The organism is Aurantiacibacter zhengii (assembly GCF_003584125.1).
In the GTDB taxonomy this organism is placed as follows: Bacteria; Pseudomonadota; Alphaproteobacteria; order Sphingomonadales; family Sphingomonadaceae; genus Alteraurantiacibacter; species Alteraurantiacibacter zhengii.
On the sequence record NZ_QXFL01000004.1, the window covers coordinates 388,910 to 404,431 of the forward strand.

Here is a 15,522-nt window from a genome sequence, read left to right on the forward strand (position 1 = left end):
AGGAATCCATGCGCATCGGCATTCTCACCTTCCACAACAGCGCCAATTTCGGGGCCAACCTTCAGACATTGGCAACGCAGGAAATGCTGCGCAAGCTGGGCTACGAACCGGTCGTTGTCGACTATCTCGACAAGGCCAAGCTGGATGCGCTTGCCGCGATGCGCAGCGCAGAACAGTTTGCCGAGCACGAACAGTTCGGAAACACTTATTACACAAAGTCTCCCCCGTTGGAGACAACCGCCGAGGTGGCTGAATACTGCCGGACCGAGCTGGATGGTGTAGTCTCCGGCTCTGACGCGGTCTTCCGCCTTGGCACGCCTTACGAGCCCACTCGCGTGGCCAAGCGGCTGCTTGGCCGCAAGAACCCGTTCGAGGCCTTTAGCTGGAACGACCGTCTGCCGCCATTCTTCATGCCTTTCGATGCGCCGAATCTGCTAAAGGGGTCGATCGCAGCCTCTTCGCGCGGCACGTCGTTCTATTACATGAAGCCGCACATGATGCGGAAAACCGGACGCGCGCTGGCGGACTTCGACTTTGTGACCGTGCGCGATGACTGGACCGGCAAACTGGTCAGCTGGCTGTCGCGCGGCAAGGCAGAACCGATCTACAGCCCCGATCCGGTATTCGGCCTCAACACGGCATTCGAAGTCCCGGAGCACGAGAAGCCGGATAGCGACCTGTCCGATGTCATCCTGCTGAACGGAGAGTTCGACAAAGCATGGCTGCGCCGCATGGTCGATGCGATCCATGCGCGCGGTTATCGGGCGATGACACTGGCCAATCCGGCCGAGAAGGACAGTTTCGATTTCACCGATGGTGCGCTGGAATTGCCGATGTCTCCCCTGCGCTGGTATTCCTGCCTCGCTCATTGCGCCGGGTTCATCGGAATGCGTTTTCACGCCTTCGTGACATGCATGGCGAACAAGACGCCGGTGATCACGATGGACGTAACGCGCAAGCGCTGGGGCAAGCCCGACCCGCGGAATCCCAATCATGATCTTGCGCGCCGTGCCGGCATAGCCGATCGCTATTTCCACAGCCACGACCTCATGGCGACAGAGCCGGGCGTGGTGCTTGAAAGGCTGTTCGATCCGGTTACGCAGGCGAAGGCAGACAGCTTCGCCGATGCCGCACCCGATATCCTGCTTGGTCACCTGCGACGCTTCGGCACGCTGGCCGATACGAAGGGAAACTGACGATGGCAGAACACGTGGTTGCCTCCACCTACAAGGGTGACGAGGGCGATGCCTATTTCGAAGGGCGCGGGCAGGACAAGTTGCTGCACCTCGGGTATCATCTGCAAGCAGCCTACTACCTGCCGCACCTCTCCAGGGATATGGACGTGCTCGATTTCGGCTGTGGCAATGGCTCTATGGCGGCCGTGATCCGCGATCATGTTGCGTCGATCGAAGGCCTGGAAGTCAATGACAAGCCGCGCGAACTGGCGCGCGAGACTTTCGGCCTGACCGTACACGACAAGCTGGATTCCATCCCCGATGACAGGAAATACGATGCCATCGTATCGAACCACGTGATCGAGCATGTGCCCTATCCAATCGAAATGCTGCGGATGCTGGCCAACCGCCTGAAACCGGGCGGAAAGCTGGTGATCATGGTACCGGTGGAAGACTTCCGGGCGAAGCGGAACATCGACTGGAAAGCGCACGACATCAATCGGCACCTGCATACCTGGGCACCGCTGCAATTCGCCAACACCCTGCGCGAAGCCGGGCTCGAGCCGCAAGTTGTGAATCTGGTCAGCAGTGCGTGGTCGCACAAGCTGTTCTTCCTTGGCAGAGGGCTGTTGCAGTCGCTGGCGGGTCGCCTGCTCGCCAGCGTGACGAAGCGCCGCCAGATTCTGGCGGTGGCGGTCAGAACCAAGGAGTGATTGTCACCGCCCCGAACGCTGCCCTCGCGATCGCATGCAAAAACCACCGGCAATTTGCCGGGGCAGGGCTGCCCTCGATCATTTAAAGGACTTCAATTTCCTGCTGAATTTTCCCGGACACGGCTTGTCGCACACCTCCTGACAGCGCCACCGCATCGTCAGGTCCTGCTGCCTCCTTCCCACCGGTCTAAACCAGCCCCCGAACCTGCTCGCGTCGCAGGTAAGTGCAGTTCGATCATTGACATATGCGGACGGGGAACGCAGTCGCGGGCAGGCAGTTCCGCTTGAACCCTGTCCGATGTCGAACCGGGCCCCGTTGGGATTTCGGGCGGACAGCAAATACAAGAGACTGATTTTTCGTGCGCATTGCCTGGGTCACCCGCTCCTTCCTCGACTACCGCATCCCCGTCTTCCGCGAAGTGGACGCGCTGACGGACGGGGGCCTGCACCTCACGTTCTCCGGCAGCTATGTGCCGGAAAGCGTTACGGCGAAGGCGGTGGAAGCGCTGGGCGAGCGGGCCTATCCGCTGACCGGCGAGATGCAGATCGGCGGGGAGGACCAGCACCACCTTGCCAATCGCAACCTGTCGATCCGCTGGCAGCCGGGCCTGGTGAAGCATATTTCCGCCCTTAAGCCCGATGTGATCGTGGCCGATGGCTTCTTCAAATGGACTCTGCCGGCTCTGCTCCATCGCATGCGCTTCGGCACGCCGCTGGTGATCGCTTACGAGCGCACGCGCCATACGGAGAGAAACGCGCAGGGCATACGAACCACGTACCGGCGCCAGGTGGTGAAGCGGGCCGACGCGATGGATTGCAGCGGGCTCCTTTGCAAGGAATACACGGTCGACGATCTCGGCATGGATCCCGCGCGCATCACCATGGGCCACATGAGCGCCGATACCGAGGGGCTTGAAGCAGCGGTCGATGCAGTTTCGCACGAAGAGCGCGAGGCCCTGCGCGGCAAGCTGGGATTGAAAGGGATCGCTTTCCTCTACGTGGGGCGATTGGACGAACGCAAGGGCATCCGGGAAATGCTCGACGGGTGGGAAGCGGCGGGTTTCGCACCGGGCGAAGCGACCTTGCTGCTGGTGGGCGATGGCCCCCTGCGCGAGGAATTGCAGGAACGCGCCGCTGGGCTCACCAATGTCATTTTCGCGGGCCGCCTACCCTATGACGGATTGCCCCCGTACTACGCCGCGGCAGACGCGTTCCTGATCGCCACGCTGGAGGACAACTGGTCGCTTGTGGTCCCCGAAGCGATGGCCTGCGCACTGCCCGTGCTCAGTTCGGTGCACAACGGCTGCTGGCCCGAGCTGGTGCGACCGGAAAACGGCTGGACATTTACGCCTGAAAACACGAACGATCTCGCCGAGAGGTTGCAGCAGGCGAAAGCGAAAGGCAGGGACGGTTTGGCCGATATGGGCCTCAGATCGCGCGAGATCGTGCATGGCTACGGCCCGAAGAACGCCGCTCGATCAATTGTCGAGGCATGCGAGATTGCCATCGGCCACCGGAGGGCCCGCTGATGCGGCTGACGAAGATCGTCGATTATGCTCTGTGGGCCCTCGTAATGCTAACACTGGCGCGCACCACCGTGCTCGTGCGCCAACGCGATACCAGCGATTTCGACACGGTCGATTTCTCCGCGACCTTCGCCATCGTGGTGATCGCCAGCATCCTTGTTGCGCTAGTGCTGCATCCCCGCGGGCGCAACACCTTGATGCAGTTGCGCGAATCTTCTGCGCTTATCCTGCTGATATTCCTCATCTATGGTGCCGCCAGCGCCATGTGGTCGGATTTTTCCACATTCGTCCTGTTCCGTGCGGGTGAGGTGCTGGCAGTGATGGGGGCGCTGTTCGTCCTTATGGAGGGATACAAGAACTGGCAGAACGCCGAACGCGCCATGCTGGTAGTGCTGATGGTGGCTACCCTGATGGGCGTGGCCCAGCGCGTGATCCTTGCAGGCATCAGTGTCGAGGGGCTGCACACCAATATCTATACCGTAACCGCAGGCATGGGCTTCCTCTATGCCCTGGGGGAAAGTCTGCGCGCAGACCCGCAACGCAGGAGAAGGCTGCGCCGCTGGGCCGCCGCCTTTGCCTTTTTCGTGGTTATCGGGACGAGCGCGGGTTCGAACATCGCCGTGGCCGCGGGGATGCTAATTTTGCTGCCGTTCCTGTCTCGCAGCAAGTTGGTCATCATCCCTGCGGCTCTGGCCTGCATGGCCGTGATCGTCATCATGGGCACCAGCGAGGATGTCGTGTCGGTCACCCTGCTGTCGGGCCGCTCGCTTGAAGATGTGCAGACCATGACCGGCCGCACCAATCTGTGGACGGCCTACTGGAATGCCTTCCTGGAAAAGCCGATCCTTGGCCACGGGTTTGCCATCGTCGCGCGACTGGGCGACCAGTTCGGCACTGTGGCGACGACCAATGCCCATAACGGCTTCATCGATGCCCTGGCAGGGCTGGGTGTCCTGGGTTTCCTGACCATGCTTATCTATTCGATAAAGCTGGTTACCGAAGCCCTGCGCGCCAGCAGGGCGCAGATCGCCGGCGGCCTAGGCTGCCTGGCGGCATTCGTCATGATGCTGGTCAACAACAATTCCAAATCGATCCTGGGCGGCTCGTACGATCCGGTGGTGGTGGGCGTATTCGCCATGCTGGCTTTTTTCCATATCTTCACCCTGCGCGCGATGCAGGCACAGGAACGGGACAACCGGAACGCGCCGCCCGCCGTGCCGGAGCCTGCCGGCGGAGCGACAGCCGCACATCCATGAAACTGCTGTTCGTCCACAACAAGTACGGCAAGCGCAGCGGAGAGGAGATAATGCTCGAGCGCATCGTCTCCCTTCTTAGGGAGCGCGGGCACGAGGTGGACACCTGGTTCGCAGACAGCGCGGAGATATCGGGCATTTCGGGCAAGCTCGGCGCAGCGGCATCCGGCATCCACTCACCATCGTCGCGTCGTGCGATCGCGCGCCGGATCGCTGAGGACCGGCCCGACATCGTCCAGGTGCAGAACCTCTATCCGCTGATCTCGCCCGCCGTGCTGCCGGTGATTGCCGATGCGGGCGTACCCATCGTGATGCGGCTGTCCAACTATCGGCTGGTTTGTCCCAACGGCCTGCTCCTTTCGCATGGCAAGGTGTGTGAGGCGTGTTGCGGGGGCCGCGAGTGGAATTGCGTTACCCGAAACTGCGAGAATGACCTGTTCAAGTCGGCAGCCTATGCCGCGCGCAATGCGGTGGCCCGCAAGCGCGGCTATTACCGCGACAATGTCACCCGCTACTACGCGCAGACAAGCTTCCAGCGCAGCGTCCTCGTTCGCGAAGGCTACCCGGCGGAAAGAATCGACGTCATTCCCAACATGATCGAAGTGCCGGAAGAGGCGCCGGCCTGGTCACCGGGCAGTTTCGTCGGCTTCGTCGGTCGTCTCAGCCCCGAAAAGGGGATCGACACCCTGTTCGCCGCCGCCGCGCGTACGCCTGAATTGACCTACCGGCTGGCCGGCAGCCTCGGCGTGTACGAAGGGCGTACGGATATCCCGCCAAACGTCGAATTGCTCGGCAACCTGGGAGAGGAAGACCTCGCCCGCTTCTATCGCGAGGCGGCAATGATCGTCACGCCCAGCATCTGGTACGAAGGTTTTCCCGGCGTGGTGATCGAGGCGATGCGCCATAGCCGCCCGGTGATAGTATCCGACATCGGCGGCCTGCCCGAACTGGTAGCGAGTGGTCAGGCAGGCATGCTGGCCCCGCCCGGAGACGATGCCGCACTTGCGCAGGCCATCACCGGCCTGCTGGCGGATAACGATGCCCGCCGCGCACTGGGCGAGGCCGGCTTTGCCCATGTGAAAAGCCAGTATACCTACGACCTGTATTACGAGCGCCTGATGGCGACGTACCGGCAGGCGGTGGCGTCCCGGGTCGCGGCCTGATGCTGTTCAACTCGTGGGAATACATCGTCTTTCTGGTCGTGGTGACGGTTGCGTTCTTCGCCATGCCCATGCGCTGGCGCGTTCCGTTCCTGCTGGTCGCCAGTTACTACTTCTACATGCAGTGGGACTGGAAGTTCGCCTTCCTGATCGGCTCTGTCACGTGGGCGAACTGGGAGGCCGGCCGCCGCATTGCCGAGACTGATAGGCCGCGCGCGCGCAAGGCATGGCTCTGGATGGCGCTGGTGGTCTCGCTGGGCGTACTGTTCTTCTTCAAGTACTTCAATTTCTTCAACGAGAGTTTCCGCGCAGCGTTCGAGGCTGGCGGGATGACCTACATGGTCCCGTACCTGCCGATTATCCTGCCTGTGGGGGTAAGCTTCTTCACCTTCCAGGCGCTGAGCTACCCGATCGACGTCTATCGCGGTGACCACGGCCCCGAACGCAGCCTGACGCGCTTTGCCACCTATGTGGTGTTCTTCCCCCAGCTGATCGCTGGCCCGATCGAGCGGGCCAGCACGCTGCTCGACCAGTTCAAGGAAAAGCACCGCTTCGACATCGACCGCTTCGGCAGCGGGGTGCAACTGATAATCTGGGGCCTGTTCAAGAAGGTCGTGATTGCAGACCGGCTGGGTATCTACGTTGACGAGATTTATGCCGCTCCCGAGCTGTACGACGGCTCCACGCTGCTGCTTGCCACTTATTTCTTCGCTTTCCAGATCTACTGCGATTTCAGCGCCTACTCCGACATTGCCATCGGCAGCGCGCGGATATTGGGCTTCAACCTGTCGAAGAACTTCGCCCTGCCCTATCTCGCCACGTCTATCGCAGATTTCTGGCGCCGCTGGCATATCTCGCTGACGAGCTGGTTCCGCAGCTATGTCTATTACCCGCTGGGTGGCAACCGCGTGTCGACGCTGGTCTGGATGCGCAACATCTGGATCGTGTTCGTGGTGTCCGGCGTGTGGCACGGTGCGGCCTGGACCTTCGTTGTCTGGGGTGCGCTGCACGCCGCCTATTACGTGGTCCAGTGGGTCTGGAACAAGCTGGTACCGACGCCAACGAACCCGTCGTGGTGGGCGGTGCTGCTCGGCATGCTGATTACCTTCCACGCCGTGGTGCTGGCCTGGGTGTTCTTCCGCGCCGAAAGCATCGGCGATGCCTGGCTGGTAGTCACCACCATCCTCACCGATACGGGCGCCATGCCCGATCTCGGACCGTCGCGTTTTACTGCAGCGATCAATATCGCGCTGATCGTGTTCCTCATGGGAATACAGGTGCTGCAGTCGCGCGGTTGGATTTCGCTCTACTTCTCGCCCAGCCGGTTTCCACCCGCGATGCGCGCGGCGGGGGCCGCCATGCTGGTGTGCGGCATCGCGTTGCTCGGCGTGAGTTCGTCCGCCTTCATCTACTTCCAGTTCTAGGACGGGCGCGATGGCCAGCAACCCGATCATTACCCGCCTGAAGCAACCCGCTCTCCTGCTGCTGGTGGCCATCCTCGCCTTCTTTGCAGTGGACCGCGCCGTGGGCGCAGTGCTGCGCGAAGGGCTGGACCGGTATTTCGGGCTGGATCAGCCAGAAGCCGTGCTACTGGTCGGTCACAGTCACGTGGTGCTCGGCGTCGACAAGACCTTGCTGGAGCGCGAGCTGGGCCAGCCGGTGGCAAACTATGCCCGCGCCGGCGCACAGCTGGACGACCGCATCCTGATGGCGCGCCACTATGCCCGGCTGCATCCCCACGGCGTGCGCGCCATTGTGTTCGGCGTGGACAACCACCTGTTCACCGCCAAGGGGCTGAGCGCCAATTCGTACAGCCAGTTCTACCCTCACATGGGCGATCCGCTGGTCGGCTCCATGCTTCGCGAATCCGCGCCCGAGTGGGACTATCGCCAGCGGCAGATCAGCCATCTGGCCCGCTATGACGATGTGCTGCTCAACGCCGCCATCCGGGGGTGGATGGGCAACTGGAACAACGCCGTTGGCGGCCAGTTCAAGCCCGAGGTTCTGGCCGCCGAGGTGGCTTCTGGCGATTTCCGCCGCATCTCGATCGACGATGCGCAGGTCGCGCACATGGAAGCCTTCCTTGACGAAAGCGAGCAGAAGGGCTGGCCCGTTTTCCTCGCGTTCATTCCCACGACGGCGCAGTGGCAGGCCGTGGAGCCGGAGACGGCCGCGCAGGTCGAAGCCCTGCTGCGAAGGCTGGCCGATGCCCATGCCAACGTCACTTTCATCGACCTTCGCGAGCCGTGGCAGCACCGCGAGGAATTTTTCATCGATCCGCTCCATCTCAACGCAGAGGGCAGCCGCGAAGTGACAGCCGATCTATCTCGCAAGATCGCGCCGCTTATTCCCGGCGCGCAGGACAGTACGCAGTGAACACCACCACCTTCCCCACCGAACGCATCCTCGATTACAGCGTCTGCACCCTGAAACCGGCCGCGCTCGCGCCGCCCGTGTCGCAGTGGCTCGATGCCGAGGATGGCAGGGCGCGCCACATTGCCTGCGTCAATCCGCATTCCGTGGAAGTTGCCCGCGGCGATGCGGCTTTCAAACAGGCGCTGCAACGCGCGGACATGCTGATCCCCGATGGCGTGGGTATCGTCTACGCGTCCAGGTTCAACGACGGCGACATTACGGAGCGGGTGACCGGCTTCGACCTGTTCCAGTTGGCGAGCGAACTCCTCGAAGCGCGCAAGGGCCGGATGATGTTTCTCGGTTCGTCCGAGGACGTGCTGGCCACAATTCGCAAGAACATGGCGCGCGACTATCCAGGTATTACCGTCGAGACCCATTCGCCGCCGTACAAGCCGGTCTTCTCCGATGAAGACAACGCCGCCATGCACGGCGCCGTGAACGCGTTCGGTCCCGATGTGCTGTGGGTCGGCATGACTGCGCCGAAGCAGGAGAAATGGGTCGAGGCCAACCGCGCTCACCTGAATACCAGGGTTATCGGTTCCATTGGGGCGGTGTTCGATTTCTACGCCGGTCGCATCCAGCGGCCCGGCAAGGTGTGGCGCGACCTGGGCCTGGAATGGCTACCCCGCCTGGTGGGGGAACCACGGCGCCTGTGGCGGCGCATGGGTATATCGGCCCCGCTGTTCGTCGGCGCGGTGCTGGCAGACCGCTTCCGCCGCAAATAGAGGTATTTTCACCGTCAGTCGCGGCGTTGCCGATTGACCACTACACCGCATTGCAGCATGAGTGGTCTGCCTGTCGATTCGCCCGTGCGAATTCGGCTGGGTGCGCGGGAGACATCCCCGGTTTCATCCGGGGAGGCCGAAGGAGCAACCGCCTCGGAAACTCTCAGGCAAAACGGACCGCGCATCCGGTTCAGGCACTCTGGAAAGCGTCGCGGAGCCAATCCGTGGCCACCGAAGGGGTAAGCGCACGCTTCCGATCGGGAAGCCCGCGTCAAGTCTCTCAGGTTCCAAGGACAGAGGGGGCATGGTGAAAGGGCTCGGTTTCCGGGCGCTGCCACGCTGCGCCAGGGACCTGTCTATGACCGACAACGACGACTTCGAAGAACAGCCGCCCGAGAAGCTGCCGCTCGACAGCTGGCATCGCGGCCATGGCGCGCGCATGGTGCCGTTCGCCGGTTATGAAATGCCGATCCAGTACGAAGGCATCAAGGCGGAGCATGACTGGACGCGCAACCACGCCAGCCTGTTCGATGTCAGCCACATGGGGCAGCTCGCCGTTTCAGGCGAAAATGCCGCGCACGAGCTGGAAAAGCTGCTGCCTGCCAGTATCGCAAATCTTCCCGAAGGTCAGATGCGCTATTCGCTGCTGCTCACCGAAGCGGGCGGCATCATCGACGACCTGATTGTCACCAACACCGGCGCCCATCTTGCGCTGGTGGTGAACGGCGCGTGTAAGTGGGACGATATCGCCCACCTGCGCGAACATCTCGACGACGATGTAACCCTTACCCATTTCGACGATTTCGCCCTGCTCGCGCTTCAGGGGCCGGAAGCCGCCGCCGTTCTGGAGGGCATCGTGCCGGGCGTGGGCGAGCTTTCCTTCATGCGTGCCGGATTGTTCAAATGGAATGGCCATCACCTGTGGGTAAGCCGCGCAGGCTATACCGGTGAGGACGGTTTCGAGATCTCTATCCACCAGGGCCACGCCGCTGCCCTGGCCGACGCGCTGGTGGCAGATGATCGGGTGAAGCTAGCCGGGCTCGGTGCGCGCGACAGCTTGCGGCTGGAAGCCGGCCTGCCGCTCTACGGCCACGATCTTACACTCGACACCGATCCCGTCAGCGCCGGGCTTTCCTTCGCCCTTGCCAAGTCACGCCGGGCCACCGGTGGATATTTCGGGCATGCCCCCTCGATGGCGCGACTGGAAGATGGCGGCGTTGCGCAAAAGCGCGTCGGCCTGGCGCTGGAAGGGCGCCTTCCCGCGCGCGAAGGCGCGAAGGTCTATTCTGGCGATGCGCTGGTAGGCACGGTAACGAGCGGCGGCTTTTCGCCTACGCTGGGTCATCCGGTCGCCATGGCTTTTGTCGAGACGGAACATGCCGAAAGCGGCACCGAGCTGCACCTCGAAGTGCGCGACAAGCGGCTGCCCGCCCGCGTCGTGCCCCTGCCCTTCGTACCCCATCGCTACCACCGCAAAGGAGCCTTGTGATGCCCCGTTACTTTACCGAAGAACACGAATGGATCGACGTCGAAGGCGACAGCGCCACCATCGGCATTACCGACTACGCGCAGGAGCAACTGGGCGACATCGTGTTCGTCGAAACCCCGCAGGCAGGCACCGAACTGGCCAAGGGTGCAGAAGCCGCGGTCGTTGAAAGCGTGAAGGCGGCGAGCGACGTTTATTCGCCCATTTCCGGCACCGTCACCGAAGGCAACAGCGCGCTGGACGACGACCCCGAATTGGTCAACTCCAGTCCCGAGGAAGAAGGGTGGTTCTTCCGTCTCACCGTCTCCGACGCTTCCGAACTCGAAAGCCTGATGAACGAGGCCGCCTACAAGGCATTCTGCGACGGGCTTTGATCCGCGCCCCCTCCCCCTGGGGGAGGGGATGACAGGAGTACATATGCGCTACCTTCCCCTTACCGATCCCGATCGCGCGGCGATGCTGGAAAAGATCGGCGCAGACAGCGTCGATGTCCTGTTCGCCGACGTGCCTGCCGAGCATTACCTCGATGGTCCCGTCGCCGGTTTGCCGCTGGCGGCCAGCGAGATGGCGGTCGAAAAGCACATGCGGCGGCTGTCGAAGAAGAACCTGGCCGCAGCCGATGCGGCCTTCTTCTGCGGCGCGGGTGCCTATCGCCATCACGTGCCCGCCACGGTCGATCACATCATCCAGCGCGGCGAGTTCCTGACCGCCTACACGCCCTATCAGCCGGAAATCGCCCAGGGCACGCTGCAGATGCTGTTCGAGTTCCAGACACAGGTTGCACGCCTGTACGGTTGCGCGGTGGCCAATGCCTCGATGTACGATGGATCCACCGCCTGCTGGGAAGCGATCGTGATGGCCGCTCGCCTTACGAAGCGGCGCGGCGTGCTGATCAGCGGCGGGCTGCATCCGCATTACGTCTCCGTCGCGCAGACGATGGCGCGCTTTACAGACGAGGCTATCGCTTACCAGCTGCCGACGCTGGAGGCAGATCCGGGCGACGACGCGCTGATCGCGCGCATCAGCGACGATACCAGCTGCGTTGTCGTGCAGTACCCGGACATCATGGGCCGCATCCCCGACCTGCAGCGTATCGCAGATGCCGCGCACGAGAAGGGCGCGCTGCTGATCGTGGCGAACACCGAACCCGTCGCGCTGGGTGCGCTCGAGGCTCCCGGAAACCTGGGTGCCGACATCGTGGTTGGCGAAGGCCAGGCAATCGGCGTCGGCCTGCAATTCGGCGGGCCGTACCTGGGCCTGTTCGCCATCACCAATCCCAAGCACGTGCGCCAGATGCCCGGACGACTGTGCGGGGAGACGGTGGATGCAGACGGCAAGCGCGGCTTCGTGCTCACGCTCTCCACCCGCGAGCAGCACATCCGCCGTGAGAAGGCGACCAGCAACATCTGCACCAATTCGGGCCTGTGCGCGCTGGCCTTCTCCGTGCACATGACCTTGCTGGGCGAGAAGGGCCTTACCGCGCTCGCCGCAGAGAATCACCGCCTCGCCTGCCTCGCCGCAGACCGGCTGGACAAGGTTCCCGGCGTGCGCGTGCTCAACGATACTTTCTTCAACGAATTCACGCTGGTGCTAGACAAGGAAGCCCGGCCCTTGGTGCGCAAGCTGGCCGAGCACGGCGTTCTGGCAGGCGTCGCCCTGGGACGCCTGTTCCCGCATGGCGAAGGGCTGGACGACGGCCTGCTCGTCACCGTCACCGAAACCGTGACCGAGGACGATATCGAAACCCTTGCCAAGTCTCTCGAGGAGGCACTGTCGTGAACAAGATGAATGCAGGCGGCTGGAAGCCGGGCACCCCCGTTTCGTCCAATAACGAAGGCGAATACCCCACCGTCACGGGCAACAGGGCCCTGAAGCTGGAAGAACGGCTGATTTTCGAGCTGGGCACGCGCGAGACCTGCGGTGTCGACCTGCCCGAACCGAAGGCGGATGCGCCCAATCGCCTCGGCAAGTTTGCCCGCCAGCAGCTGATCGACCTGCCCGGCCTGTCGGAGCCCGAAACGGTTCGTCACTACACCCGCTTGTCGCGCCAGAACTATGCCATCGACCTTGGCCTGTTCCCGCTCGGCAGCTGCACCATGAAGCACAACCCGCGCCTGAACGAGAAGGTGGCGCGCATGCCCGGCTTTGCCGATGTGCATCCGCTACAGCCGGTCGATACGATCAAGGGCGCGCTGGGCGTGATCGACGAGTTGTCGCACTGGCTTATCGAACTGACCGGCATGAGTGCCGTGGCCATGAGCCCCAAGGCAGGCGCGCACGGCGAACTGTGCGGTATCCTGTGCATCCGCGCCGCGCTGGAAGCGCGCGGCGATGCGCGCAAGGTGGTGCTGGTTCCCGAAAGCGCGCACGGCACCAACCCTGCCACCGCCGCCTTTGCCGGTTACGAGGTTGAGGATATTCCCGCCGACAAGGATGGCCGCGTCGATCTGGAAGCGCTGAAGGCGCGGCTTGGCCCCGATGTGGCGGGCGTGATGATCACCAACCCCAACACCTGCGGCCTGTTCGAACGCGACATGAAGGCGATTTCGGACGCGGTACATGCAGCCGGCGGGCTGGTCTATTGCGACGGTGCCAACTTCAACGCCATCATGGGCCGCGTGCGTCCCGGTGATCTTGGCGTGGATGCCATGCACATCAACCTGCACAAAACCTTCTCCACCCCGCACGGCGGCGGCGGGCCAGGCTCCGGTCCGGTGGTCCTTTCCGAAGCGCTTGCTCCCTATGCTCCCCTGCCCTTCATCGTGAAGGACGGCGAGACCGGTGAGATCCACCTGGTGGAAGAGGAGAACGTCGGCGACGAGTTTCCCGGCAGCTTTGGCCGGATGACCGCCTTCCACGGCCAGATGGGCATGTTCACCCGCGCGCTCACCTACATCCTCAGCCATGGTGCGGATGGCTTGCGGCAGGCATCGGGCGATGCGGTGCTGAACGCCAACTACATCCTGCGCAGTCTCGACGATGTGCTGGACGCGCCATTTGGCGAGGCTGGCCATTGCATGCACGAGGCACTGTTCAGCGATAATGGATTTGCAGACGGCATGTCCACGCTGGACGTTGCCAAGGGGCTGATCGACGAGGGTTTCCACCCGATGACCATGTACTTCCCGCTGGTGGTGCACGGCGCGATGCTGGTGGAGCCGACCGAGACCGAGAGCAAGGCAACGCTCGACCAGTTCGTAATGGCCATGCGTTCGCTGGCGGAACGGGCGAAGGCCGGGGACGAGACGCTCAAGACCGCGCCCCACCATGCCCCGCGCGCACGGCTGGACGAGGCGCAGGCCGCGCGCAAGCCCGTGCTGGCCTGGCAGGGCTCCGTCGAAGGCTAGGCTTGCCTTTGCGAGCAATTTTGGCTCCATTCATCATCGCTCGCGCATTTATTGAAGGGCGTGAGCGATGATGAAGGGGGCACACATGGTGAAGCGGTTTTTCCTTGGCAGCGTTGCCGTTGCGGCGATGGCGATAGCGGCGACGGGCGTTGCCGCTGGCGAGGCCCGCGTGCCCGCCCCTGGCGCTTCGCAAGAAGCAGCGACGACCACCGTCACCGCCAAGCAGAACCGCAAGCCCGGCCTTTCCCGTGGTGGCCCCATCGCGCCGGGCGACGTACGCTTTGGCCGCCTGCAAGGCGGGCCAGACAGCTACGTGCTCGAAGGGCGGCGTGGCCAGCGTCTGCAGATCGCGCTCTCTTCCGACCAGTTCGACCCCGTGCTGACAATCACCGGTCCCGATGGGTTTGCGACGGAGAACGATGACGGGCCGGACGGTTCGCTCAACAGCCACATCGACACCCGCCTGCCCGCTGATGGCACCTATCGCATCAATGTCGCCAGCTACCAGAATAGCGGGAGCGGCAGCTACCGTCTCGCCACGCTCGACCCGTCCAACCCGGTGCCTGCAGGTATAGAGCCAAGGGTGCTCTCGCCAAACGAGACGGTGAGCGGCCTGCTGGTGCGCAGTGATCCCGTGCGCCTGTCGGGTGAAAGCGTCGATTACTATACCTTCCCCGGCCGCGAAGGGCAGCGACTGACGCTGGAGCTTGCCTCGGACGAGATAGATACCTTCCTTACCCTGTACCTGCCCGATGGCCGTACCGAGACGAACGACGACCGGCGCGGGTTCGAGGATACCAATTCCAGCCTCTCAATTACCCTGCCGGCTGATGGTACCTATGTGCTGGGTGCCAGCAGTTTCAGCGCCGGGGAGAACGGTGGCTATACCGTCCGCATGGCCGAAGCCGCGCCCGATGTGCGCACGGTGCTGCCTGCGGGCGGGCAGGCGCAGGTCTTTGCCCTCAGCGTGGGCGTTGCCGACTATGACCGGATCGGCCCGCTCAACCGTACCGACGAGGATGCCGAGCGTGTGTCCCACGCACTGCGGCAGGCGGGCGTGCTTGCACCGGCCAGCGCTACCCTGACAAACAAGCAGGCCACCCGCGCCAACTTCGAAGCCGCGCTGGCGGATCTTGCCGCGCAGGCCGGACCCGACGACACCTTGCTGATCTTTTTCTCCGGCCACGGCGAGAAGGTGGAGAACATGACCACGGAGCGCGACGGCAGCGCCGAGACCATCGAACTCTACGATGCCGCGCTGTTCGATTACGAACTGGCCGAGATGATGCAGGGCGTTTCCGCCCGCACCCTGCTGGTGATCGACGCGTGTTTTGCCGGTGGGTTCGACCAGGTGATCGATCAGGCGGACAACCGGATGGGAATCTTCAGTTCGGACGCCGATACACTGAGCCTGGTGGCGCAGGGCAACAAGTCGGGCGGCTATATCAGCCACATCTTCCGCCGCGCGCTGGAAGGGGAGGGCGACATGAATGGCGACGGCGCGATGGAGGCGGGCGAGCTGTCCGAATTCATGCGCCGCGAGTTCTACCGCGCGGTGCTGACAGAGCCGCTGGAAACCGATGCGGAGGACTTCCGCGACCACAAGGTGCCCGGCTTCCAGCACATCATCATCGACCGCGGCGGTGACGGCATGCCGTTCCAGCAGGTGCTGATGGATTTCGGCAGCGCAGACCCCGCGGCGCTGGCGCGGCGCTAGCCGAC

General features: G+C 63.2%; 13 protein-coding genes and 1 riboswitch. All 13 genes read left to right on the forward strand.

What is annotated here, in order from left to right:
- Positions 1-8 precede the first annotated feature (8 nt).
- Positions 9-1,196: a polysaccharide pyruvyl transferase family protein gene (locus D2V07_RS11305; protein ID WP_119587077.1), complete on the forward strand. Its 1,188-nt coding sequence runs from the start codon at positions 9-11 to the stop codon at positions 1,194-1,196.
- A gap of 2 nt (positions 1,197-1,198) precedes the next feature.
- Positions 1,199-1,888 carry a class I SAM-dependent methyltransferase gene (locus D2V07_RS11310; RefSeq protein WP_119587078.1) on the forward strand — a complete coding sequence of 230 codons (690 nt, stop codon included), beginning with the start codon at positions 1,199-1,201 and terminating at the stop codon, positions 1,886-1,888.
- 359 nt (positions 1,889-2,247) lie between these two features.
- Entirely contained in the window at positions 2,248-3,417 is a 1,170-nt protein-coding gene (locus tag D2V07_RS11315; protein ID WP_119587079.1) for a glycosyltransferase family 4 protein, read from the forward strand.
- Positions 3,417-4,670 (forward strand): O-antigen ligase family protein, encoded by a 1,254-nt coding sequence (locus tag D2V07_RS11320; protein ID WP_158586819.1) that lies wholly within the window; start codon positions 3,417-3,419, stop codon positions 4,668-4,670. Before D2V07_RS11315 ends, D2V07_RS11320 begins: the two co-directional genes overlap by 1 nt.
- Positions 4,667-5,830 carry a glycosyltransferase family 4 protein gene (locus D2V07_RS11325; RefSeq protein WP_119587081.1) on the forward strand — a complete coding sequence of 388 codons (1,164 nt, stop codon included), beginning with the start codon at positions 4,667-4,669 and terminating at the stop codon, positions 5,828-5,830. Before D2V07_RS11320 ends, D2V07_RS11325 begins: the two co-directional genes overlap by 4 nt.
- Positions 5,830-7,251, forward strand: coding sequence for an MBOAT family O-acyltransferase (locus tag D2V07_RS11330; protein WP_119587082.1), 1,422 nt, complete (start codon positions 5,830-5,832; stop codon positions 7,249-7,251). Before D2V07_RS11325 ends, D2V07_RS11330 begins: the two co-directional genes overlap by 1 nt.
- Before the next feature lie 10 nt (positions 7,252-7,261).
- Positions 7,262-8,203 (forward strand): SGNH/GDSL hydrolase family protein, encoded by a 942-nt coding sequence (locus D2V07_RS11335; RefSeq protein ID WP_119587083.1) that lies wholly within the window; start codon positions 7,262-7,264, stop codon positions 8,201-8,203.
- The gene (locus D2V07_RS11340; RefSeq protein ID WP_119587084.1) at positions 8,200-8,967 is read left to right on the forward strand and encodes a WecB/TagA/CpsF family glycosyltransferase; all 768 of its coding nucleotides are present in this window, start codon (positions 8,200-8,202) and stop codon (positions 8,965-8,967) included. Before D2V07_RS11335 ends, D2V07_RS11340 begins: the two co-directional genes overlap by 4 nt.
- A 95-nt stretch (positions 8,968-9,062) precedes the next feature.
- A riboswitch (glycine riboswitch) is annotated at positions 9,063-9,157 on the forward strand.
- Positions 9,158-9,325: 168 nt separating this feature from the next.
- On the forward strand, positions 9,326-10,456 hold the full coding sequence (gene gcvT, locus D2V07_RS11345) for a glycine cleavage system aminomethyltransferase GcvT (protein ID WP_119587085.1): 1,131 nt from the start codon (positions 9,326-9,328) through the stop codon (positions 10,454-10,456).
- Positions 10,456-10,827: a glycine cleavage system protein GcvH gene (gene gcvH / locus D2V07_RS11350; protein WP_119587086.1), complete on the forward strand. Its 372-nt coding sequence runs from the start codon at positions 10,456-10,458 to the stop codon at positions 10,825-10,827. Before gcvT ends, gcvH begins: the two co-directional genes overlap by 1 nt.
- A 43-nt stretch (positions 10,828-10,870) precedes the next feature.
- Complete coding sequence (gene gcvPA, locus D2V07_RS11355; RefSeq protein WP_119587087.1) at positions 10,871-12,232, forward strand: aminomethyl-transferring glycine dehydrogenase subunit GcvPA; 1,362 nt, start codon at positions 10,871-10,873, stop codon at positions 12,230-12,232.
- 5 nt (positions 12,233-12,237) lie between these two features.
- A complete protein-coding gene (gcvPB, locus tag D2V07_RS11360) occupies positions 12,238-13,800 on the forward strand; it encodes an aminomethyl-transferring glycine dehydrogenase subunit GcvPB (protein WP_119587206.1) in 1,563 nt (520 codons plus the stop codon).
- 67 nt (positions 13,801-13,867) lie between these two features.
- Positions 13,868-15,517, forward strand: a complete 1,650-nt coding sequence (locus tag D2V07_RS11365; RefSeq protein WP_119587088.1) for a pre-peptidase C-terminal domain-containing protein — start codon at positions 13,868-13,870, stop codon at positions 15,515-15,517.
- Positions 15,518-15,522 lie beyond the last annotated feature (5 nt).